We start from the raw sequence: 22,688 nt of genomic DNA on the forward strand, positions 1-22,688 counted from the left end.
CATCCATTTTACAATTTTACGATTTCACGTTTCCGCATTTTAGCCCTTCAGCAATTCTGCATTTTCAAAGTTTTCCACTTTCGATTTTCCACTTTTCCTCACTCTCTCACCCGCCCATCTCCAAAACCCTCAAACCCCCAAACTCTCAAACCCTCCAACCTTAGAACTCTCATCACTCTATCACCACACACGCTATAAACTTTGTCCCTTTTTCCGGTTTCGACTTCAGCTTATACGCTGCGCTGATCTTTTGTGCCCTGGACTGGATATTTCTGAGGCCGATCCCGTTGTAATTGTTTTCCTGGCGGAATCCGTTTCCGTTATCTTCAATGGTCAGCATCAGGTATTCCAGTGATATCCTTAGTGATACATCAATCCTGGTGGCATTGGCATGTTTTAAAGTATTGGTGACCAGCTCCTGGACGATCCTGAACATATTTAATTTTACCGGACTGCTGATCGATGCATCGGTAACCCTGTGACGGTAATCGATCTCTATGGTTTTACTGATCTGGTCCAGGTAATCGGCGATCAGATCCGTTAACGTAATCTCCCCCAGATCCGGAGGCGTCAGGTTGTGGGATAATTCCCGGATCAGCTGCATCGATTGTTTCAGATCCAGGTTCAGTTCGTCCCTGTTTTTATGATTGATGTTCAGGCGGATCAGGTTCAGGTTGGAGATTATGTTATCATGAAGTTCTTCTGCAAGACGTTCCCGGTCCTTTTCCTGGATGTGCAGGGTGTTTTCCCAGCATTCCGTCTGAGTATTGCGGACGAGCTGCATTACTTTCTGCCTGTTTTTCCTGATGCTTTTCAGGTAGTTCACCACCAATACGGTGATCAGTATTGTTGTTAAAAGGAATAAACCAATGCCAATCCATATCCATTCAACTACCAGGCCCGGATTTTCCCACTGCAACATCCCAGATTAATAAGAGCAAGATAAAAACACCATAACAGGATCCCTCTGAAAAGCCAGATCGGAGCCACCCATTCCAGGTGATTGCTGATCAGGAAATCAAAAGTAGTGGAGATCAGGCATTCAACAGAAAAAAAAAGAAAAACAGAGATGTTGAGGATCAACACGCTTTTTTCTACGCTTCCTCTTTTCAATACCTTCAGAAAATACGCTGCCGCAAAACTACAGATGATAATACTGCTGATGATGTTGGAATAAAAGGTAGCGGGTGTATGGTCCCGGACATTCACGATATTGATGACCAGGAATACCGCAGCATAGAGGTAGATCACCCACCTGAGCGGTTGGGGAAGCTTGATACAGTATTTGCTGTAGATCTCGGTGAGCATTATAAGGCCAAAAGACTGGCTCAATGCATAGTTGTAGGTGTTCAGTGTGTTTAATTTCAGCAGGCGGTCCACGAGGTCCGTCAGTTCCAGGGCCAGTTCACCCAGCAGGAATAGCAGGATCGCTTCCTTGAAGGTTATCCCCCTTCTTACCAATAGGATCAGCCCGGTGAATAGGGTGAGGTTGATCAGTACCTGTAAACAGAGGGATAGGTCATTATAAGAAAGCACCGCTTTTTTTCAAAAGTTGGTAATTGTCAACAGGGTCAGCAGCAGTAAACGGAGGTCGCGGAGTAGAGTAGTTCTCTGCGGTTTTACTCATTTCGCTGATCGTAAGGTCTTTTACGGTAATGATCTCAACATGATAGGCGAAGACAGAGGCATTCTCAGGATCATCCGTAAGTCCGAAGAAACAGGTGCCGGATTGATCATCATCCAGTCCCAGGCGGTCAAAATCTGCAAACGGAATTGCTACTATCTGGACGAAGTCCTGAACTTTCTGGGCCTTCAGCCAGGTCGTACAATACATATTCCATCTGAAATTGCGGTTGATCGCTGATTCCGAAGTGATCGGCGGATCGATTTCGAGATTGGTGGTGTTTTGTACGGTGACATTGGGGGAATCGCGGGTGAATTCCCTGATGACAATATCATTGAAATCTGCGGTCTTATCGCTTTCGGAATCGATCAGGAAGAACTTAAGCCGGTCCTCTTCAATACCCAGGTACGCATGGATCTTTGGGTCTTCTGAATTTTCAAGATTAATTTTCCATTGGTCAATCTCCTTTCCGGAAACCGAAAAGTGGGTACCCTGGTTAAGATAGCCCAGGATTTCCGCCTCGCTTCCGTCAATTCCGCTCTTGTAAGCGTCAATTAAAGTTTTCCATTTTTTAATGGATTGGTAAATACTTTCAGTTGTCATGGTATTAGTTATTTGTAAATAATAATAAATTATTTTTGAAATTTACAAAAAAAATGGTTTTTAAATCACGCGGGTAAGAAATAGGAGAAATTGTGGCGCAGGATTGTGAATTATCGGTCGAATGAGGTAGCTTTGAGAACGGTGTTGTGTTGATTAATGTGTTGATATGTAGTTGTTTATAAATATTGAGAATTCCAGCTCTAATGTGAATTATTTTTGCTTTTTTAATCGTTTTTCGGCTAAAGAGGTTGTTTTCTTTCTGAAAAAATCAGTTTTTCTACGGATTGCTGTTCCTGTTTTGTTGAGTACATTTGTTGGGAATACCCTGGAGTGAACTGTTGGGGAGTGAAAGTTTGTTGGAAATAAAGCGAGTTTTCATCAATAAAGTTTTCTCAAAACTAAATAAATACCAAAATATAATATGGATAACGAATGTCATTCTCAATCCGGTAAGATCAAAGACATGAGTTCTTTGGAGAAGTTAAAGAGTTATTATTTTTAAGAAAGCAAAAAGATACTTCCTAATATAAGAATGATCTAAATAACAACCATCATTTTGACAAATGCTATATACTGTTTGTCAAAATGTAATTATAGTTCACATTAAAGTTCATTAAAATATTTTCAATTACAAATCTTGTTATTATATATTTCACAATATTAAATACTAACTGCTTGTTTGATCATATTATAAAAAGCCTGATAAAAAGAGGAATCTTGAGCATATAATTTGTAAAGCTCTAGTTCCTGTTTTCTTTGTTGAGACATTACTTCATCAAGAATTTTTTTCAATGCCAGATCTCTATTTTGTTCATCTGTATTTTGGGCAACTTTCATAGTAAAATCAGGATGTGCCTGAACTGATTTACTTAAAGAAATAAATTTGACTCTTTGATCTTCAGGAGTAGCTTCCCAACCCTGAAACCACTTTTCATTGAAGCCATTAATAATACTTTCTAATTCATCTTTCTCAGCTTCCCCATGTGCACCTCTAACGTTTGGATTCTGAGGAGTTAACTCTGTTTCAGAATCGTCCAGAGATATAGAAGTATTCAGTTTTACCCTTTCCAAACCATACGTTGATAAGTCGACAGATTCTAAAAGCTGATCTAGAGCATCCTGCTCCTTATCTTCAATTTTTAATTTTGGAATAAGAAACTTTAAAAACCAAAAAAGTTTTTCCCAAGCAACCATTTCATAAGGAAGAATAGCTGCAATTTGTCCGTAAATCTTTACAAACTGTTTAGCTTTTATTTTATAATCTGCTTTTTGGTTATCATCCAATTCCAGATCTGAAATAAATCTTTGAGCCGCCACATCTATAATAGGACTTAAAAACTGTGCATCAACTTTATTAAAATATTTTTCATTGAAATCCTCTACTTCTGCTTGTTCATAGATTCCCGAATCATCTAAACTGTCTTTTAATTCGTGTAATACATTAATATCAGTTGCACTGTTTAATGTAGTAGAAGTATAAAAAGGATCAAAAGAAGTTTTAATATCTTCTACAGAATTAAAGAAATCCAATACAAAAAGATCTTCTGTTCGCTTATCTAATTTATTGGCAGAGCGATTCAATCTTGATAAAGTTTGAACAGCTAAAACACCTTGCAGTTTTTTGTCTACATACATAGCAGAAAGTTTAGGCTGGTCAAATCCTGTAAGATATTTATTAGCAACCACTAATATTCTATATTCATCTTCATCAAACTTATCTTTAGTTTCGCTTTCTGCAAAACCATTCATTTGAGCTTCGGTATATTCTATACCATCTACTGTTTTAGTTCCAGAAAATGCTATCACAATTTTAAAAGGATTCCCTTTCTTCATTAGCAGTTCAGTTAGCGACTTATAATATCGAATAGCAGATTCTATACTTTGTGTCACTACCATTGCTTTTGCCTTTCCCTTCAGCTTTTTTGTATTTACCACTGAGCTTGTAAAATGATCAAGCATTATTTCTGCTTTCGTACCAATAGTTTGCTTATGTTTTTCTACATAAGCTTTTAATTTTTTTTGAGCTTTTGAAGTATCAAACAACGGATTGTCTTCTATAGATTTTTCTAATTCATAATAACTTTTGTAAGTTGTATAATTAGCTAAGACATCTAAAATAAATCCTTCTTCAATAGCCTGTTTCATTGAGTACAAATGAAAAGGCTTAAAGGATCCATCCTCCTGTTTCTTTCCAAATTTTTCTAAAGTATTGTTTTTAGGTGTTGCCGTAAAAGCAAAATAAGAGGCATTTTTAGTCATTTTCCTGGCTTGCATCGCCTGAAGTATTTTGTCCTGATAGTCTTCATAGTCCTGATCCTCTCCTTTATTTCCAATAGCTTCATTCAATTTATCAGCAGAACTTCCAGATTGCGAACTATGTGCTTCGTCAATTATAACTGCAAATTGTTTATTGCTCATATCAGAAATATCTTTTACGATAACAGGAAATTTCTGTATAGTTGTAACTATAATTCTTTTGCCATTTTCCAATGCAGTTTTTAGGTCAGCAGAACTATACGCAGCCGCTACAATATTCTTAACTTCAGAGAATTCTTTAATATTATCTCTCAACTGCTTATCTAACAAGCGTCTGTCTGTTACTACAATCACAGAATCAAAAATCGGCTGATTGGTTGATTTATTTCCTGCAACCACATCATTCTCAGGATAAGCTTCTATAAGTTGGTATGCCAGCCAAGTAATAGAGTTTGATTTACCTGAACCTGCACTATGCTGAATAAGATAAGTTTCTCCAGCTCCTTTTTGAATAGTATCCTTCATTAATCTTCTAACTACATCCAGTTGATGGTATCTTGGAAAAAATAAGGTCTTTTTGTTTAAAGCATCGTTTTCATTGCCGTCAAATCTGACAAAATGCTGGATAATATTAGCAATACTTTCTCTGCATAAAACATCCTGCCAAAAATAGGAAGTTTTATGACCAAAAGGATTGGGTGGATTTCCTTTCCCAAAATTATTACCTAGATTGAAAGGAAGAAAAAGGGTTTTAGCACCATCTAGTTTGGTGGTCATATACATTTCATCAGTATCTACAGCAAAGTGAACAATGCACCTTCCAAAATTGAGCAAAGGCTGTGTCGTATCACGCTTGTATTTATACTGATCAACCCCGTGCACCTTAGCGTTCTGGCCTGTCCACTGGTTTTTAAGTTCTATTGTAGAAATAGGAATACCATTGATGAAAATCACCATATCTATTTCTTCGAGAGGATTGGCAACTGAGTATCTCAATTGTCGGGTAACACTAAACTGATTACTCTCAAAATTGTCTTTGATGCTTTGACTGCTATTTTGTAAAGGTGCCACATAAAACAGCGTAAACTGTGCATCATCAACTGCCAAACCTTTGCGAAGCAGTCTCAAAATGCCATATTTTTTGACCAACTTATCAAAACGATCAAGAATCTTAATTTTCCAATCCGACTGGCGTTTTAGTTTTTCCAGTTCTTCTTTTTGTGTGGTTTCAAGAAAATCCCAAAAGCGAACTTGATCCAAAGCATACTTTGCATTGAAATCACTTGGATTTCCAATATGGTAACCATTACCATTGTAAGGAGCATTTGAATCTGCTACAATTCCATTTTTTATATCTTCTGTTGAAATACCACAGAGCGCTTTTTCTATAGCAGTTTCGAGTGCTAGTTCGTTAGTTTGTGATGGCATAATTTAAATTATTTTCGGTTATTAGCTTTTCTTTTTTCAACTTACCCGCAACCTCCCCATCACCACATTATTTATAAGTATCATTTTGTATTCTTTCAACTTTTCTATTTCTTGCTGCTTAAGCAAGATGACTTTGGCTATTTTCTCTTCCATTTCTTCTAAATATAATCCAATTTCAATTTGTTCCTTTATTGGTGGCAAAATGACATTTAGCGATTTTAAAAGTTCTTGGCTCAATGAAGCTCTTGTAACAATATTCATTTCTTGTGTAAAAAAAGAGCCAACTAAATCTGTTCTGAAAAAGAATTTTGAATAACTTTTTGCCAATTGATTTTTGTGAGGTCTAAATCTTATCAAAAATCCCGCAAATGTTGCATTTTCAACATCTTGATAACATACTGAAGAAACACCTATATCATCTTTAGTTTCAGATGTTCGGGTAAAAAAAACATCTCCTTCTTTCACAGAATATTGTTTAATTTCATCAATTGTAGACTCCACTAAACCATTTAGTTTTTGTGGGATTTGTGAGTTTTTGTAAACATCTCCATAACTCAAAAAAGGATTTCCTCTTCCGAAAAAATCTCCACCTTTACTTATACCATTTTGAGTTTGTCCTAAATAACGTAACTTTCTTACCTCCCAATGCTCCGGAATCTCACCAATCCATTCCACCTTGCTGTCTTTCATTTTTACAGTATCATCCAAACCTTTGGTAACGGCTTTTTGGATGAGAATTTGGCGGCGTTCTTTAAGGAGCTCTATTTCTTTTTGTTTGATGGCAATAGTTTGGTTAATTTTTGAAGTTTTGTCATTCAAAAAGTTAACTATTTTCGTTTGTATATTAAAACTTGGCAATGGTAAGAGAATTTTTTTAAATTCATCTTTATTTAATGATTCTCGTAATTCCATTATCCCTGTACAATATTTTATTAAAGATTTATAAAATGTTGAATTTGAAAATATATATGAGTAAAAGTTAATATTAATATTTGATGTTTTTGGCTTGTAGACGAGATATACTTGACTGAAAGCTCCAAAATATTTAGACATACCTAAGGAGCCAATAACAACATTCATTTTATTAATAACGAAATCTCCTTTATAAACAACTTTATATCTTTCAATATCATCAGATTTATTATTTCCAATAGCTCCTTTTTCATCATAAGGTATAACACCTCGGTCTTTAGTAACAGATAAAATAAAATCCGTTTTTGGACCAATATTTTTTTCATTTCTTTCATCAAATATAGCCCTGATTGGCAGCATATTCCAGTCCTCTGGAATCTCTTCAATCCAGTCTACACCACTATCTTTATATTTTCCGTATCGCTTCATTGCTTAAAAATTTAAGATTTCAGCCAATAATCCATCACCTTCCTGTTCTAATGCCAGAATATCTTTCGTTACTTCCTCCAAACTTCGTAATGGTACAGGTTGATAAAAATATTTATTGAAGCTCAGTTCATAGCCGATCTTTACAGAGTCCAGCGCAATCCAGCTTTCTTCTGCATAAGGTTTCACTTCTCTCAGAAAATAATCCTGTATATTATCTTTTAAAGGAATGCTTTCACTGTCACGTAGGTCGCTTTCAGTTTCGTAAATTGTATATTCTCCTTTCTTAGTTGTTTGGAAATAGCCATAATAAGGTAGGTCTTTTTCGGTACAACCTAAATAGTCAAGTAAATCAGACAGTTTTTGACTGTTAAATTTTTCTATTTTTTTAATGACTTTATCAGCTTCTTCATCATACCAGCTTACAGTATCAAGAATCTGTTTTTTTTCAGAAGCAGAAAGTTTGGTTTTATCCAGCTTCAGAACTTCATCTACTTTGGTGACAAATTCATTAAAATTGGTATATACTTCTGTTCCTAATACTTCCATCAAACGATTTGCTGTTTGGTAAAGTTGCTCCTGTTTGTTCCAACTTTCTTTTTTTAGATAAACAGTCAGCTGCTTAGCATTGATATTGAGGTCGTGCTTTTCTATGTAGTTTTCGATTTCTTTTTTATATTTCTCTAAACCTTCATAAACTTCCATCGCATATTTATCATAAAGCTCTTTTGAGAATGCCGGTTGGGATTTGTCCCATTTCAATGCTTCAATTTTCTCTGAAGTAAATTGAGATTTCAGTCTTTTTGGTCTTTCTATATTGACTTTATAATATCCAAAGTCAGCATTTTCAAAAACTTTACTGGCTATATTTCCAGTTTCTTTTTTATCAAGTTCTTCTAATTTAAGATAACATTTGACAATTTCCTGAATATACTGTTTAGTGAGTTCACAGTTTTTGTTACCCAGGTTTTTTCTCAATTTCTGATACATTTCACTCGCATCAATCAACTGAACTTTACCTTTACGTTGAGAAGGCTTGTTGTTGCTGAGAACCCAGATATAAGTGGTAATTCCCGTATTGTAAAAAATATTATTGGGAAGCTGAATAATCACATCCAGCAAATCATTTTCAATAATGTATCTACGAATATTGCTTTCTCCACCACCTGCATCTCCTGTAAACAGACTCGATCCATTATGAACAGAAGCAATACGGCTGCCTATATTATTTTTTGAAGTAACGGTTTTCATTTTATCTACCATTTCCATAAGGAAAAGCAATTGTCCATCGCTGCTTCTTGGTACAGCATCAACAACTTCTTCTTCACCCCAGTAATTTTTTAGCTTGATAAGAAAACGGTTGTCTATGACGTCTTTTCCGTCTTTAATATATTTTTGCTCACTGGCCCAGCTTTTTCCATATGGAGGATTAGACAGCATGAAATCGAATTTCGTTCCGGCAAACTCATCTGTAGACAAGGTAGAACCCACTTTGATATATTCAGGATTTTTACCCTTAATCATCATGTCCGATTTGCAGATGGCATAGGTCTCATCATTTACCTCCTTTCCAAAAAGATACACCGAAGTATTAGTAGCTTTAATTTCGCCCTCTCCATCTGTGATAAAGAGTTCAGATTCTGTTAGCATTCCACCCGTTCCGCAGGCTGGGTCGTAAATGGTAATCACTGATGGTATTTTATCCTTAATTGGTTCAAAAACCAAATGCGTCATCAGATCAATGACTTCTCTTGGGGTATAATGTTCTCCGGCTTCTTCATTGTTCTCTTCATTAAATCTTCTGATTAATTCTTCAAAAACATAGCCCATGCCAAGATTGGTCAAAGCAGGTAGTTTTCTTCCCGAAGAATCCAGTTTTTCAAAAGGCGTAAGATTGATGTCTGGTGACGTGAACTTCTCCAACACATCCAGCAACACATCCTTGTTTGCCATATGCTTGATTTGCGCCCGAAGTTTGAACATCTCAATAATTTCCTGCACATTGGCACTGAAACCATTCAGATAATCTTCGAAATTTCCAAGCAGGATCTGCTGGCTGTTAGTTGCTGAAGCATAAAGGCTTTGCAAAGTCCATTCGCTGGTGTTATAAAAAACATATTTAGAAGCGGCAGTCAAGCCTTTATCATCAAAGCCTGAATAATCATTTTCTTTTTGATATTGAGCCTCCTCAAGTACATCAAGTTTAGTTGGCTCCAGCAATGCGTCTAATCTTCTTAAGACTACCATCGGCAAGATAACATCCCTATATTTCCCTCTTACATAAACGTCTCTTAAACAGTCATCTGCAATACTCCAGATAAAAGAGACCAGCTTGTTGTGTACAGCGTGATTCATTCAAAAATTTTAAAAAGCACAATTTACAACTTTTGTGGCTACTGCTAAGTAAGGAAAATCATAAAAAGATAAATATTAAAATTGTTTAAATAGAAGTGCTCTTTTGTTCTTTTTAATGCCAATTGTAAAACCAAATTTTCTCTATATTTGTACAAAGCACAACACAACCACTATGGAAAAGCTAAGAAGTCTAAGAAAGAAAAGAGGATACACACAGGAATATATGTCTAACATCCTATCAACGGATGTTTCCAATTATTGCAGAAAGGAAAGTGGAGATGTAAGAATATTTGACGATGAATGGGAAAAGCTGGCCAAAGCTTTAGATGTTCCAGTGGAAGATATTAAAGAAGAGCGAAAGTCTGGCGGAGTTCATAATGAAAATTTTACTCTTAGCGATAGTGCTACTGCTGGGAACTATTATGAACAATATTATAACATTCCAAATCAAGTAATGGACAACCTACAGGATTACATTAAACTCCTGAAGGAGCAAGTTGAAGCTTTGAAACAGGAGATTGAGAAATTAAAATCAGAAAAGTAATCTTCCTTATGTAAGTATAATAGATCATAAAAGAATAAATACTGCTTCAATGAAGTGGTATTTTTTATGATAAGAAGAATGAATTAAAGAAACCACATGAATCTACAAGAATTAATCAACTACTTCCGCAAGGGAGGATCCTATAAAGACTTTTGTCAGGAACAATCATTGGATCAGACTTCCGAAGCGATCGAAGTCTATATGGAACAACCTTTAGAGCTGAACAATAACCTGGCATTTTTCGAGATTGAGACCACAGAAGGAAGTCTGGAGTTTGTAAAAGATGGGATAAGATATTACAGCTTATTTGGGTTTCCTTATTTTTTGAATGTGCTTAAGGAAATCAGGGATCATCAGGAGCTGAGTGATAAAGAGGTTGCGGAGCTTTTGTTTGATCATGTGATCAGCAAAGAATGATCTGTTGTATTTTCCGTTCATAAAAAACCGGACCTATACGAATAATTACTATCTTTAGTTTCACAACCCGATCCTTTGGAAAAGTACTCCAACATATCGCTTCATCACCGCCAGCTGCAGGATTTTGGAATAAAGCTGATGCCTTTATCGGTTTTATCTGAAAAGGAAACCGGAATTCACCGGGACGATCATTATATGTTTATCCTTCAGCAAAAAGGAGATTTTACGCTTGAAGTAGATTTCAACACCGTAGAATTGAAGGGGGCTTTCCTGTGTTTTGTAGCTCCGGGACAGATTCACCGGTATGTACATCAGCAGGATACGGAAGGTTGGTTTTTGTTTGTTGACATAGGAGCCATTACTCAGCATTACCGGGAAGTTCTGGAAACCTATCAATGGATCCGCCAATCGGTGGAGGTTAATGAAAGGGATGTCGTCTTTGATATTCCGGGAATACTTGAAAAGATTGATGAAACAGATAGCTTGCATACGGTTTCCGTGAAACAGTCTTTGGTGGAATCGGTTATTGGAATGATGGTTTCCCAGATCATGAAATTTCAGGTTTCGGAGCAGACCAGTACCGGACAGAAGTATACCATTACCCGGCAGTTCAAAAAACTGGTGAAAGAAAATTTTAAAAAGATCAAGCAGGTACAGCAATATGCACAATTCCTTGTCATTACGCCTCTTTATCTGAACGAAGCGATCAAAGAAGTAACCGGCTATCCTGCCAGCTACTGGATCCAGCAGGAGGTGTTGCTGGAAGCCCGCCGGCTTTTGTTTTATACGAAAATGAGCGTTAAGCAGATCGCGGTTGAATTAGGCTATGATGATCCTGTTTATTTTTCAAGGTTTTTCAAAAAAGGAACAGGGATGACTGCCCTTCAGTTCAGGTCCCATCACAAAGATTTGTCTCATAAAGACCATTAATCCGCTATAGGAATCCCCTTTATTACCCGATAATTTTGTATCCGTCAATCATCAAAAAACGAGAACGATGAATCATGGATATAGAATGAATACAATACCGGCACAGAAGCAAATACGAATTGCTATTGCAGGTGCAGGATTGGGAGGTTTATGCCTTGCCCAGGGACTGAAAAAGAAAGGAATCCAATGTGTCCTTTTTGAAAAGGACGGAGCAATGGGCACACGCACCCAGGGATACCGGATCAGGATCAATGAGCAGGGCAGGCAGGCACTGGAGGATTGTCTTCCGGAACCGCTGTATCAGCTTTTTATGGAAACTTGTGCTGCCCGTACCAAAGGCCTGAAAGTTTTTACTCCCCATCTTGAAAAAACAGGAAAAGAGCTGGTCGATTCCTGGAGTGACGGCATCCGGGAAGTTCCCGACCTGAAACCCAACCGGCTGACTTTACGGGAAATATTGGTACAGGGTCTGGAAGAGAAGATCCATTTTGGAAAAGCGGTAACAGATTATCGCAGGCTGGAAAGCGGGGAAGTATTGCTTTCTTTTGCTGACGGAAGCTCTTATACTGCTGATCTCGTTATTGCGGCAGATGGCGTAAATTCCCGGATCGGCACTGAATGTTGCAGAGACCAAAAAGTAAATACCGGAAATATAACCATCTACGGAAGGACGTTCCTAACGGATGAAAACCGCGAAGCAATTGCTGCCGAATTGCGGACCGGGACTTCTGTGATTCTTGGAGATCAGTTTTCATTAATTGCCGATGCGATGCAGTTTGATTTTTTGAAATACAATAGCTCATGGGATGCATTAAGTCCGTTGCAGGATTATTTCTATTGGGCCTTTATCGGAAAGCCGGCTGCTTTTGGATGGCCTTTGCAGGATTTTTATACGCTTTCTTCACAGGAGATTTTTAATCATATTCGAAGGGTTACCGATAATTGGCACCCCCAATTAAAAGCCCTCCTGAACTTCGGGGATCAGCAGTCTTTAGTCATGGGCCCGATCAGATCTTCATTGCCTAAAGAAAAATGGGTGTCCGGGAATGTTACGGCTTTAGGGGATGCCGTGCATGCGATGAGCCCCGCCGGCGGAGTAGGAGCCAATACAGCATTCAGGGATGCCGCATTATTGACAACTAATATCAGTGAAGCCGTTTTCGGCAATACAGAGCTTGCTTTAGCGATTGAAAACTATGAAGATGCAATGAGAATATACAGCAACGAAGCCATTATCATGTCTCTTGAGGGTGGAGAAGTATTGTATGGAAACCCGGTGAATGGAGAATAGCTCCGAAAAGGATAATAATAAACCCAGTGTAAAGCCTGCTACTGCAGGCTTTTAAATTTTTATATATTTTTTTACCTGGTATTCATTTTATTTATATATTTGATATATCAATTATATTTATATCAATTAAATAATTAATGATGGCTCAATCGGAACATACTATTTTTTACAGCATAGAGGAATCGATCAAATCTTATCGTCAGTTTGCCCAGAAGCAGATCAATGACAGGGGATTTGACATTACGATCGATCAGGGATTAGTCCTGAGTATAATTAATGAAAATCCAGGAATTGCCCAGAAAGATATTGCGAGGCGGGCTTTTAAGGATCATGCTTCGGTAACCCGGATCATCGAGCTATTAGTGAAAAGGAATTTTTTGAAAAGAGATTCTTTTGAAGAAGACAGACGCCGGTTTAACCTCATCCTTACCGGGGAGGGAAAAGATATTTTAAATGATATTCAGCCCATCGTGAACGCAAACAGGAAAAAAGCAGTTGAAGGCATTTCTCCGGAGGAGATTGAACTGCTGAGAAAGCTTGTTAATAAGATTACAGCTAATTGCAGAAGCTGAAACAGTACAGATGAGTTGTAAGGTTCCACATAAAAATCCATTCCATGAAAATTTCGTGTAAATATGCTATCCTGAAGGTGGGTCTTATGATCGTTTTTCTGGTTTCCTTTGCTCATGCACAGGTGAGTGATACCATAACGAGCAAAGGCCGTTACCGGAATTATCTGAAGTTCCATTCCCTGATCCGGGATACCTACATTATTCCGCATTGGTACAAGGATGGAAGCCGCTTCTGGTTTGCGGTGGGAACTCCTGAAAATACGATGGTGTATGAAGTGGATCCGGAACACAATACAAAGCGTCCTTTTTTTGATCAGGACCGTTTAAGGAAATCACTCACTCCATGGTTAGATAAGGAACCGGAAAATAAGGGGTTACCGTTCAGTGATTTTGTTTTTGTAGAGGATGATAATGCTGCGGAATTTTTTGTTGAACATAAAAAGTTTAGGCTGTACCTGAACGATTACAAGATCTTAAAAATTGACGGAAAGGAAGAAGTAAGACAGCCATTGGCAGGCATTATGTCGCCTGATGGGCAACAATCTGTTATTATGAAAGATCACACTATATGGCTGATTAGCCATTCCGGCCCAAAAGAGCAACAGCTTACTACCGGCGGAACGGATGATTATCCCTGGACCGTCGAGAATGGGTGCTGGTCAAAAGACGGTAAAAGGCTGCTGTTGAAGAGGTCTGATGGAAGGAAGGTTCATCACTTGCCTGTCATAGATTATTCGGAACCTGAGGAATCTGTAACATACACTGTCTATGCAAAGACAGGCGGGGCTATTGAAATTCCAGAACTGTATGTACTGAACATTGATTCCGGAAACAGCATTACCATAAAAGAAGGTTCCGGCACTCCCCAATATGTATTTCCGGTAGGATGGACACAGGAGGGTTCAGAAATTCTTTTTATGCGCCTGGACCGTCTTGGGAAAAAGCTGGAGTTTCTGGCCACGAATCCTGACACCGGAGCAGGCAGGACAATTCTGAGCGAAGAGGCTAAAACCTTTGTATCCGGGTTGAATTTCCTGACCGGCAACTGGAAACGTCAGGTCACCCTTTTGAAGGAGCGCCCTTCTTTTATATGGATGTCGGAACGTGACGGATGGAGACATCTTTACCTGTATAGTATGGATGGAAAACTGGTCCGCCAGCTGACATCAGGAAATTTTCCGGTCACCGGTGTGATCAGAACGAATGAAAAATCAGGACTGATTTACTTTACGGCGAATGCCGAAAAAGAAGTGTATTCTACCAATGTATATCGCGTCGGTCTTAACGGAAAAAATGGTAAAAGATTAACGCCCGCTCCCGGAATCCATACCTATTCCCAGTTTTCACCTTCCGGGAAATATTTCCTGGATACCCATTCCTCTCCGGATACAGCTCCCGCCGTTGAGCTCAGGACAACGGATGGAAAGTGGTTGCAACAGGTTCATCAGGCTGATATCACCAAGCTGCAGAAAATAGGATTCAGGGCTCCTGAAATTTTTAAAGCTAAGGCAGCTGACGGAATTACGGATCTTTATGGAATCATGTACAAGCCTTATGATTTCGATCCATCTAAAAAATATCCTGTCGTAGAAATGGTGTATGCCGGCCCTTTTATCAATATTGTACCGCATCGGTTCGGGCCTACAACATCACTTTCGGTTCAGGCACAGGCATTGGCTCAGCTGGGATATATCACAGTAATGATGGACACAAGAGGAACGGTTGAAAGAAGCAAAGCTTTCCAGGATGCTGTTTACAGGAATATCGGAAGATATGAAATTGCAGATCGTGTGGCTGTTTTCAGGCAGCTTGGGGAAAAATATTCCTATATGGACATGAAGCGTGTTGGTATTTGCGGCCATTCATGGGGTGGCTATTTTGCCATCCGGGCTATGCTGATGGCGCCTGACCTATACAAGGTCGGCATTGCTTCGGCACCGGGTGAACTGACAGAAGGCGCAGAAATTAATGAACCTTATATGGGACTGCCGGAAGATAATAAAGAAGGATACGAATGGGGAACGAATACCCATCATGCCGCAAACCTTAAAGGTAAATTGCTTCTTATACATGGAACAAGCGATATAAATGCCCCGCTTTCAACAACCATCCGGATGATTGATGCGCTAACGAAAGCCGGAAAAAGGTATGACCTCATCCTGGTTCCCGGAAAAGGACATGATATAGAAAATGAAGACTACGTAAATGATGCAATCCGACGGTATTTCGAAGAAAATCTGAAAAACACAGAGAAATAAAAAAACGGTCGTTGAAGGCATGACCTCAGCGACCGCTTTTTTGAAAAAAAATATATCAAGAATTTAATCCTGTATGATAAGCTTTTTGGCATCAGTTACTTTGCCGTCTGCTGTCATTTTATACACATAAATGCCGGACTGAAGTTCTGATCCGGAAAGTCGTATCGTTCCGTTTCCTTTCTCACGAAGAGGAACAGATTTAATAAGCTGTCCGGAAATATTGTAGATGTCCAGTGAAGCGATTTTTATATGGTGAGGTAAAAAATACCGGATACTTGTTTCATTCTTTGCCGGGTTAGGGACATTTTGCCCCAGGAAAGGGGTATCCGAAAGGGAAATATCAGTGATGGTATTTTTGCTTACAAGAAGTTGCTTGAGTTCTTCAACAGTATTTTCAAGGGTTTTGATACGGTCTTCAAGCTTTTGAACAGTTTCATCAGAAGGGGCCGTTCTGGAGAGAATTGAGTTGGATACCATGACGTTACCGTTAGAATCCACAACCAATGCACGTCCGCTTCCTACGGGCAGATCCTGAAGCCTTACGGTTCCTACGGTATGGAAATTAGCTGTAGGGGCGTTGGTCCGTATTCCAACACTCTGATCTTTGATCAGCATTGTTGAATTACCGGACATTCCCAGCATAATAGAATAGGGGATGGTATTGGTAAGCTTGGCTCCGCCGGTTCCTGCTCCGATAACGAATGAACGGTTACCTGTGGCTGCAAGATCGATTCCAAATCCTCCGGAATACTCTTCGGTAAGATCGATTCCCACTCCTAGTGCAAATTCATTATGGTTCCTGATGATGTTCTTCCAACCCAGTGCAACCGATTTGCTGGCATTGTTCAAAACAGCATTATCCTGTCCGCCTACGATATTAGCTCCTCCCGCATTACTAAGGTTATTGGTCCATCCACCAACAATGCTGCTGCCGGCCTGGCCTCCCAAAGTATTGGATATTCCCGCAATAATGCTTCCTTTGGCTTTTGAGGCATTGGTATTATTCGTTGTTTCTACGATAAACGAACCGAATTCATTCAGAAGTGCCTGATTGGGATTTGAAGTGGCGCCGTTTGTTCTCAGATACAGAATTCTGCTGTCTACGGTGCCTACGTAATTGTTGGGTGCAATTCCGCTGTTTCCATTGACCAGCCATTGTTGGGCGCCAGCCATACCCGTTAGAAATACCATAGCCGCTGCTATGCTATTTTTCACGCATAATAGTGATGTTCTCATAAATTTGAGTTTTGATGGTTATTAGTTGTCACTAATTTAGGAAATATTATGGTGTAAATAATATTTTAGTCACTTTTGTGGGATGTATTTTAGAGCTGTAAGTGTTTGGAATATAGTACTGAAAGGGTTGTGTTGGATTATGGTTAATATCTATTCTATTTATTTATGCCATCTAATTATCTGTATATTTACGATGCAGAGCTTATTGGCCTGGATCTGATCATCAAAAAATATCCTTCAAATTTTTTTTGAAGGATATCATGATAGAGAATTATTAAAAAAATGGTTGCTTTATTGTTTAAGCTGTTCAGCCTTGATATATACTTTGCCCTGATCATCTTTCCAGGAAGGGCCTTTTACATAGATCGAATCACCTACTTCATAACGTTTGTAGGTACTGCCGCTTTTCTGAAGGTTCACAATACTGATCGTTGCCACGTATTCTTTCCCGTCAGCATCCTGAATGGTGGCCATATAGCCGTCTTTTCCATTTTCAATTTTCGTGATCTTTCCTTTTGCTTCGATCGTCATATCTTTTTCCTGATCTCCTGACTGTGCGGATGGCTTTGCCGTACAACTGTTCATGTTGAATATTCCTAATGTTAAAATCGCTAATGCTAGTATTTTTTTCATTGTATGATAGCTTTTTGTTGTTATTTTAAGTTTTTAACCTTGTTTTATTATATTGTTTTCTTGTTCAAAGCCCATACCAAAGCAGGTTTCGAAGTAACATCAGTTGGTTTATATCTTAAATCCGGTAATCCGAAAATCTTGCATCTGTTTTAAAATATTTTTGTCTTTTGATTTAATTTATTTTTTAATACGGTGTCCCATAAGCATATACGATAATTATAAAGTTTCGGATTTATTTTAAATTTTCATTTTAAAGCCTTCATGGGAAGCGGTGAACCCAAGCTTTTTATAAAACCTGAGTGCCTCAGTTCTTGTTTTATCCGACATCAGCTGTACGACATCAGCTCCGTTTTCTTTAGCCCGTTGAATCACCAGGTGAAACATTTTTTCACCCAAACCCTTTCCCCGCATCGACGAATGGATACGGACAGATTCGATTAATGCACGTTTACTTCCTTTGTGGTTGAGGTATTGAAGGTACGTGACCTGCAGGGTTCCCAGGATCTCATCATCCCGATTGACCAGAACCAGTAAATCCTGATAAGGGTTTTGTTCGATGCTTCTGAAGGCTGAGATATATTGTTCGTTCAGGGGATCCGAAACTTCTTCTCTGTTTTTTCCCAGTACATCATCAGCCAGCATTTCTATAACCGTCTTTAAATCGCCGAAGGTTACTTTGCGCAGATGAAGCTCTTTATTTTTTTCTTCCATAGAGTAAGATTCTTTTAAATGCATAAATGGCAGGAAGCTTGGGGAAACTTGTAGCAATGCGGGCTTTAAACTCGTGGATAAATTCTTTTTGTTGTTCTTCATCCAGCCTTTCCAGATAGGGTATTAAAGCTGAACCGGAAATAAAATTGAACAAAGTATCATGATCTTCAGCAATGATAGGATACACTTTTTGAAAAAGATTTAATTCTTCAATTCCGTTCTCGAATAAGATCTGAGCATATTCATCTATCGTGAGCACTGCAGAAGGCCGGTTCCATCCCTGTAAATAGCTTTTAAAAGGTTCTTCTCCGGCAAGAGCAGTTAAGATCTTATTCAGGGTGTTTCCCGGTTGGTAAGGCATCTGGATGGCGAGCTGTCCGTTTGTTTTAAGTTTTGAGATCAGCTTGGGGAATAACTGAGGGTGATCATCAGACCATTGAAGGGCTGCATTGCTGAAAATAAGGTCCCAGGTTTCATTACCCGTGAGCATCTCTTCCGTGGTGGACATTCTGAAATGAAGCCGGTCATTTTCCAGGGTTTTGGATTTTTCAAGCATTTCCGGAGAGGAGTCGATTCCGATAAACTCGGCTTGGGGAAATTTTTCTGTGAGAATAGCCGTTTGTTCTCCCGTCCCACAGCCTAAATCTATGGCCTTCATCGGCGTTTCCCCGGTAATGAGTTCCGCAAGGTCGAAAAAAGGTTTGAAACGGATATTTTTAAATTGATTGTAAACGTCAGGATTCCAAGGCATAACAAATGTTTTTAATTGATCACCTGAATTTAGCTATTCCTGATTAAATGGGAGGATAAATTTGATTAAAACTTTCTTAAATTAAAATGGAAAGCGTTGATTATAGTATTTTTTAAAATAGAATTTTTATGTGTAGGTTTTAAAGGTGGTGAAAGATGGCTTTAATTGCGATCTGTATTTTATACAAAAATATTTTTTTCTTTACATGTACCGGTGATTGGAATCTTGTAATTTAAAACCTGACCTTCAAAAAAGAATGTCTTTGGGCTTACAAAACTTTAAATGATCTGAGTGCTTTCTTTAATACTGTTCATCACAAAAATACTTTTTGTCTGCCCGATCCCTTCAATCTCCGAAAGTTTATTCACAAAAAACTCATGAAACTCATCCATATTGGGAGCCAGGATCTTTAGCATAAAATCAAAATCACCACTGATGTTATAAAACTCAACAACTTCTTTTAATTTGCAGACCTCTTCGATGAATTTTGTAGCCATCTTTTTATTATGGGCGTTCAAAGCGATCATACATATGACCATCATCCCTTTATTGACTTTTTTCCGGTCTAAAACAGTAGTGTATTCCTTAATAATTCCTGATTTTTCCATGCGCTTAATCCGTTCATGGGTGGGTGTCGGACTAAGATTGATGCGTGTGGAAATATCCCTTACACTTAGTTTGGCATCTTTTTGCAGTAAACGCAGGATAGAGAGGTCTTTTTCGTCGAGGGTATATTTTTCGGGTTGCATTTGTTCTGTTTTTTTATGGTAATATTATCTTAAAAGAACATTTGTTCTTTTATTTGTCTTGTATAAATATTTTGTTCCAAATTTAAAACTAAATTTTTACATACGTTCTAATAATTTTAATTTTGCAGGAAATTTGAATAGTATGGGAACAAGAAGAAATTTAATATTAATACTCGCATCGATCGGAACGTTCGTGGAGGCTTTGGATATTGCTATCATTAATCTTACCATTCCTGCTATTCAGAAACAGTTCAATATCGGGGCAGAAACTGTTCAGTGGCTTCAGACCTTGTATGTTTTATTTTTCGGAGGCTTTCTGATTATCGGAGGGAAACTGTCTGATCAGATCGGACGTAAAAAAATGTTCTTACTGGGAGCGTTAATTTTTATGCTGACATCATTGGGAGCAGGACTTTCCACTCATTTCGAAATGCTGGCTATATTCAGGGCTTTACAGGGACTTGGAGCGGCATTTATCATGCCGTCAGCATTATCTATCGTTACTCATACTTTTACGGAAAATCAGGAAAGGAATAAAGCATTGGGTGTTTTCAGCTCTTTTGCTGCGATCGGATCTGGAAGCGGCTTGTCAATAGGAGGGATCATCAGTACTTACCTAAGCTGGCATTGGGTATTCCTGATCAATGTACCTATCCTTTTGCTGACGCTTATTTTTGCTTACCAATATCTTCCGGCAGATGAAAAATCGGAAGGTACGCAGAAAACAGATGCCGTTTCAGGAATATTGCTGGTTTTAGGCCTTTTAAGCCTTACCTATGGAACACACGAGCTTATTCTGATTATGGAACAGCCTTTTTTAGTCATCGGATCAATTGTGGTTGCGGTTATACTTTTAGGTTCTGTAATCTACCGTCTCAGAACCATCAAACAGCCGTTGATTGATCTCAAATTATTCCAACACAGATCACTCATGGCTTCTAATATTGCCTTTTTTACACTGGGTGCATTTTTCATTGGATTTTTATTCCTGATCTCTTTGATGCTTCAGAAAGATATGGAATACAGTGCCGCCTCCGCAGGATTGATGTTGGTTCCTTTCAGCGTTATGTCTGCGTTAGTGGCTAAATTTGTATTACCTGCGATTTCCAAAAAGCTGAATCCTGCACAAATGGGAATTTTCGGATGGTCTTTTATGCTGGCAGGAGCTTTATCTTTGTTGGGAGCTATTTATTGGGGACATCCATTAACGATCGTATTATTGGGTGCCGCATGCATATCCGGAATAGGAATGACCTTTTGCTTTACAAGTTTATCCATTCTGGGAATCCGGGATGTGGAGGCATCGCATTATGGGATTGCTTCAAGCTTAACGAGCACCAACTATTTTCTGGGAGCTGGAATCGGTCTGTCATTTATGACTTTAATGGGACAGTTGTTCCCGTCAGATCTGGCAGTTGGCAGTTTAAGTATCATTATTTTATCAGCTTATGCAGTATGTGCACTTGGAATTCTGGTATATTTGATCATCAGGGAGCATAAAGTGAAAAGAGAGCAGGTTGCCGTTTTATAAGAAGTGTTTGTACAGATAATAATTATTAAAAAAGAGAAATCATGATAAAGAGACTAACCGTATTTTGTGGATCAAGTTTTGGAAACGAATCGGTTTATGAAGAACAAGCTTATGCGCTTGGAAAGAAACTTGCGGAAGAGCATATAGGTTTGGTATATGGCGGTGCGATCAGCGGATTGATGGGAACAGTAGCTAACGGGGTTATGGAAAACAAAGGGGAAGCAATAGGGATACTTCCTCATTTTCTGCAGGGGAAAGAAATTGCCCACCTGGGATTAAGTGAACTCATTCTGGTAGAAACGATGCACGAACGTAAAACGAAAATGAACGAATTATCCGATGGGGTTATTGCTCTGCCGGGCGGTTATGGAACACTGGAAGAACTTTTTGAAATGATGACCTGGGCACAGCTTGGGCTGCATCAAAAGCCAATTGCTGTTCTGAATGTCAATGGGTTCTATAATGACCTGTTACAGATGTCTCAGAATATGGTTGATAAAGGTTTTTTAAAAGAAACCAATCAAAAGATGCTGATCGTAGATGACAATATTGATACCCTTTTAATGAAAATGAAGAATTACGAGGCTCCAAATGTTGAAAAATGGATCTCTAAGGATGAGGTCTGATCATAAGTTTTTTATAAAATCACTGGGCCTGTATTGCATGACCGACTGAAAACTGTTGGTGTAGGCTTGCAGGCTTTTATATCCGACCTGAAAAGCGATTTCAGAAATGGTCCATTCATTGGCACTTAGTAATTCCATACTTTTGATGATGCGAAGCATCTGCTGATACTTGATCAGCGTAAGTCCTGTTTCTTTTTTAAAAATTCTTTCCAGGGACCTGAGTGACAATGAAGCAATATCGCTCAGATCTTCCATTTTAAGATCTTCGGTATAATGGGTATTCAGGTAATTGATCGCCTGTGTTAATCTTTTATCCTGAGGAAGGCTGATGTGAAGCTGAATAGAATCGGCCACAAAGTTACGAAGCTCGTTATACAGTGCTTTTAGGAAAATATTTTCATCGTTATTTTCGGTAGTATTCATCGACCATTTTTCAGCGTACCTGATCATTTCTCTCAACACTGCTGGTACTGAAAATACATGAACCTGATGGTAAAAAGGATCTTCTGTATCAACATCAAAAAACATAATCATCAGCCGGATACTTTCAGAATGAGAATTGGTTTTATGCAAAGCCTTCGGTGGAATCCAGGCCGCATGGTTTTGGGGTAAAAGATACATTTTCCCTTCTACTGTAAGATATTGAAATCCGCTTTCCACATAGACAAGCTGTCCTTTTTTCTCATGAATATGAAGAACATCATCATGCCTCCAGTTATCTTCAAACCAGACAAAATATGGTTTTTGCATTTCATCGACATTCAATAAGGGTTTGGAAGAGGTCATGTCGTTTTAGATTAATATTATGGCAAATGTATGCAAATTAACATGATTA

At 38.5% G+C, this 22,688-nt stretch carries 20 protein-coding genes; 8 read left to right on the forward strand and 12 right to left on the reverse strand.

Annotated elements, in window-relative coordinates:
• Positions 1-172 precede the first annotated feature (172 nt).
• The 6 genes from AAEU33_RS11135 to AAEU33_RS11160 all read right to left on the reverse strand — a co-directional run bounded on the left by AAEU33_RS11135 (position 173) and on the right by AAEU33_RS11160 (position 9,604).
• Complete coding sequence (locus tag AAEU33_RS11135) at positions 173-922, reverse strand: ATP-binding protein (protein ID WP_345992707.1); 750 nt, start codon at positions 920-922, stop codon at positions 173-175.
• Positions 892-1,536, reverse strand: coding sequence for a hypothetical protein (locus AAEU33_RS11140; protein WP_345992709.1), 645 nt, complete (start codon positions 1,534-1,536; stop codon positions 892-894). The genes AAEU33_RS11135 and AAEU33_RS11140 overlap by 31 nt, the downstream gene beginning before the upstream one ends.
• A complete protein-coding gene (locus AAEU33_RS11145; RefSeq protein WP_345992711.1) occupies positions 1,523-2,227 on the reverse strand; it encodes a hypothetical protein in 705 nt (234 codons plus the stop codon). The genes AAEU33_RS11140 and AAEU33_RS11145 overlap by 14 nt, the downstream gene beginning before the upstream one ends.
• Before the next feature lie 660 nt (positions 2,228-2,887).
• Entirely contained in the window at positions 2,888-5,911 is a 3,024-nt protein-coding gene (locus tag AAEU33_RS11150) for a DEAD/DEAH box helicase family protein (protein WP_345992713.1), read from the reverse strand.
• Positions 5,912-5,947: 36 nt separating this feature from the next.
• A complete protein-coding gene (locus AAEU33_RS11155) occupies positions 5,948-7,252 on the reverse strand; it encodes a restriction endonuclease subunit S (RefSeq protein WP_345992715.1) in 1,305 nt (434 codons plus the stop codon).
• A gap of 3 nt (positions 7,253-7,255) precedes the next feature.
• Positions 7,256-9,604, reverse strand: a complete 2,349-nt coding sequence (locus tag AAEU33_RS11160) for an N-6 DNA methylase (protein ID WP_345992717.1) — start codon at positions 9,602-9,604, stop codon at positions 7,256-7,258.
• 172 nt (positions 9,605-9,776) lie between these two features.
• Between AAEU33_RS11160 and AAEU33_RS11165 the strand changes: the two genes are divergently transcribed.
• From AAEU33_RS11165 to AAEU33_RS11190, 6 genes are all read left to right on the forward strand, one after another.
• On the forward strand, positions 9,777-10,148 hold the full coding sequence (locus AAEU33_RS11165) for a helix-turn-helix transcriptional regulator (protein WP_172279364.1): 372 nt from the start codon (positions 9,777-9,779) through the stop codon (positions 10,146-10,148).
• Between the two features lie 96 nt (positions 10,149-10,244).
• Positions 10,245-10,565 (forward strand): hypothetical protein, encoded by a 321-nt coding sequence (locus AAEU33_RS11170; RefSeq protein WP_345987495.1) that lies wholly within the window; start codon positions 10,245-10,247, stop codon positions 10,563-10,565.
• Positions 10,566-10,640: 75 nt separating this feature from the next.
• Complete coding sequence (locus AAEU33_RS11175; RefSeq protein ID WP_345987497.1) at positions 10,641-11,495, forward strand: helix-turn-helix domain-containing protein; 855 nt, start codon at positions 10,641-10,643, stop codon at positions 11,493-11,495.
• A gap of 67 nt (positions 11,496-11,562) precedes the next feature.
• A complete protein-coding gene (locus AAEU33_RS11180; protein ID WP_345987499.1) occupies positions 11,563-12,786 on the forward strand; it encodes an NAD(P)/FAD-dependent oxidoreductase in 1,224 nt (407 codons plus the stop codon).
• Positions 12,787-12,923: 137 nt separating this feature from the next.
• Positions 12,924-13,358 carry a MarR family transcriptional regulator gene (locus AAEU33_RS11185; RefSeq protein ID WP_345987501.1) on the forward strand — a complete coding sequence of 145 codons (435 nt, stop codon included), beginning with the start codon at positions 12,924-12,926 and terminating at the stop codon, positions 13,356-13,358.
• A gap of 44 nt (positions 13,359-13,402) precedes the next feature.
• Positions 13,403-15,616, forward strand: a complete 2,214-nt coding sequence (locus tag AAEU33_RS11190) for a DPP IV N-terminal domain-containing protein (protein WP_345987503.1) — start codon at positions 13,403-13,405, stop codon at positions 15,614-15,616.
• A 63-nt stretch (positions 15,617-15,679) separates the two neighbouring features.
• Here AAEU33_RS11190 and AAEU33_RS11195 read toward each other — a convergent pair whose 3' ends face one another.
• From AAEU33_RS11195 to AAEU33_RS11215, 5 genes are all read right to left on the reverse strand, one after another.
• Positions 15,680-16,852 carry a T9SS type A sorting domain-containing protein gene (locus AAEU33_RS11195; RefSeq protein WP_345987505.1) on the reverse strand — a complete coding sequence of 391 codons (1,173 nt, stop codon included), beginning with the start codon at positions 16,850-16,852 and terminating at the stop codon, positions 15,680-15,682.
• Between the two features lie 291 nt (positions 16,853-17,143).
• Positions 17,144-17,485 (reverse strand): hypothetical protein, encoded by a 342-nt coding sequence (locus tag AAEU33_RS11200; protein WP_273648555.1) that lies wholly within the window; start codon positions 17,483-17,485, stop codon positions 17,144-17,146.
• 237 nt (positions 17,486-17,722) lie between these two features.
• Positions 17,723-18,196, reverse strand: coding sequence for a GNAT family N-acetyltransferase (locus tag AAEU33_RS11205; protein ID WP_273648554.1), 474 nt, complete (start codon positions 18,194-18,196; stop codon positions 17,723-17,725).
• The gene (locus AAEU33_RS11210) at positions 18,180-18,947 is read right to left on the reverse strand and encodes a methyltransferase domain-containing protein (protein WP_345987508.1); all 768 of its coding nucleotides are present in this window, start codon (positions 18,945-18,947) and stop codon (positions 18,180-18,182) included. The genes AAEU33_RS11205 and AAEU33_RS11210 overlap by 17 nt, the downstream gene beginning before the upstream one ends.
• Positions 18,948-19,225: 278 nt before the next feature.
• Positions 19,226-19,696, reverse strand: a complete 471-nt coding sequence (locus tag AAEU33_RS11215) for an Lrp/AsnC family transcriptional regulator (RefSeq protein ID WP_172279344.1) — start codon at positions 19,694-19,696, stop codon at positions 19,226-19,228.
• Positions 19,697-19,838: 142 nt separating this feature from the next.
• On the opposite strand from AAEU33_RS11215, the gene AAEU33_RS11220 reads away from it, so the two are divergent.
• Together AAEU33_RS11220 and AAEU33_RS11225 are read left to right on the forward strand one after the other, a co-directional pair.
• The gene (locus tag AAEU33_RS11220) at positions 19,839-21,227 is read left to right on the forward strand and encodes an MFS transporter (protein WP_345987510.1); all 1,389 of its coding nucleotides are present in this window, start codon (positions 19,839-19,841) and stop codon (positions 21,225-21,227) included.
• Between the two features lie 41 nt (positions 21,228-21,268).
• Positions 21,269-21,853 (forward strand): TIGR00730 family Rossman fold protein, encoded by a 585-nt coding sequence (locus tag AAEU33_RS11225; protein WP_345987512.1) that lies wholly within the window; start codon positions 21,269-21,271, stop codon positions 21,851-21,853.
• On the opposite strand, the gene AAEU33_RS11230 is transcribed toward AAEU33_RS11225, so the two are convergent.
• The gene (locus tag AAEU33_RS11230) at positions 21,854-22,603 is read right to left on the reverse strand and encodes an AraC family transcriptional regulator (protein WP_345987514.1); all 750 of its coding nucleotides are present in this window, start codon (positions 22,601-22,603) and stop codon (positions 21,854-21,856) included.
• Positions 22,604-22,688 lie beyond the last annotated feature (85 nt).

The organism is Chryseobacterium sp. Chry.R1 (genome assembly GCF_039645525.1).
In the GTDB taxonomy this organism is placed as follows: domain Bacteria; phylum Bacteroidota; class Bacteroidia; order Flavobacteriales; family Weeksellaceae; genus Chryseobacterium; species Chryseobacterium proteolyticum.

What these genes read in the sequence shown, in the direction of transcription:
- AAEU33_RS11135 (WP_345992707.1), bottom strand. Translation starts at nt 922, where the DNA reads ATGTTGCAGTGGGAAAATCCGGGCCTGGTAGTTGAATGGATATGGATT.
- AAEU33_RS11145 (WP_345992711.1), bottom strand. Translation starts at nt 2,227, where the DNA reads ATGACAACTGAAAGTATTTACCAATCCATTAAAAAATGGAAAACTTTA.
- AAEU33_RS11150 (WP_345992713.1), bottom strand. Translation starts at nt 5,911, where the DNA reads ATGCCATCACAAACTAACGAACTAGCACTCGAAACTGCTATAGAAAAA.
- AAEU33_RS11155 (WP_345992715.1), bottom strand. Translation starts at nt 7,252, where the DNA reads ATGAAGCGATACGGAAAATATAAAGATAGTGGTGTAGACTGGATTGAA.
- AAEU33_RS11160 (WP_345992717.1), bottom strand. Translation starts at nt 9,604, where the DNA reads ATGAATCACGCTGTACACAACAAGCTGGTCTCTTTTATCTGGAGTATT.
- AAEU33_RS11165 (WP_172279364.1), top strand. Translation starts at nt 9,777, where the DNA reads ATGGAAAAGCTAAGAAGTCTAAGAAAGAAAAGAGGATACACACAGGAA.
- AAEU33_RS11170 (WP_345987495.1), top strand. Translation starts at nt 10,245, where the DNA reads ATGAATCTACAAGAATTAATCAACTACTTCCGCAAGGGAGGATCCTAT.
- AAEU33_RS11180 (WP_345987499.1), top strand. Translation starts at nt 11,563, where the DNA reads ATGAATCATGGATATAGAATGAATACAATACCGGCACAGAAGCAAATA.
- AAEU33_RS11185 (WP_345987501.1), top strand. Translation starts at nt 12,924, where the DNA reads ATGATGGCTCAATCGGAACATACTATTTTTTACAGCATAGAGGAATCG.
- AAEU33_RS11190 (WP_345987503.1), top strand. Translation starts at nt 13,403, where the DNA reads ATGAAAATTTCGTGTAAATATGCTATCCTGAAGGTGGGTCTTATGATC.
- AAEU33_RS11195 (WP_345987505.1), bottom strand. Translation starts at nt 16,852, where the DNA reads ATGAGAACATCACTATTATGCGTGAAAAATAGCATAGCAGCGGCTATG.
- AAEU33_RS11200 (WP_273648555.1), bottom strand. Translation starts at nt 17,485, where the DNA reads ATGAAAAAAATACTAGCATTAGCGATTTTAACATTAGGAATATTCAAC.
- AAEU33_RS11205 (WP_273648554.1), bottom strand. Translation starts at nt 18,196, where the DNA reads ATGGAAGAAAAAAATAAAGAGCTTCATCTGCGCAAAGTAACCTTCGGC.
- AAEU33_RS11210 (WP_345987508.1), bottom strand. Translation starts at nt 18,947, where the DNA reads ATGCCTTGGAATCCTGACGTTTACAATCAATTTAAAAATATCCGTTTC.
- AAEU33_RS11215 (WP_172279344.1), bottom strand. Translation starts at nt 19,696, where the DNA reads ATGCAACCCGAAAAATATACCCTCGACGAAAAAGACCTCTCTATCCTG.
- AAEU33_RS11220 (WP_345987510.1), top strand. Translation starts at nt 19,839, where the DNA reads ATGGGAACAAGAAGAAATTTAATATTAATACTCGCATCGATCGGAACG.
- AAEU33_RS11225 (WP_345987512.1), top strand. Translation starts at nt 21,269, where the DNA reads ATGATAAAGAGACTAACCGTATTTTGTGGATCAAGTTTTGGAAACGAA.
- AAEU33_RS11230 (WP_345987514.1), bottom strand. Translation starts at nt 22,603, where the DNA reads ATGCAAAAACCATATTTTGTCTGGTTTGAAGATAACTGGAGGCATGAT.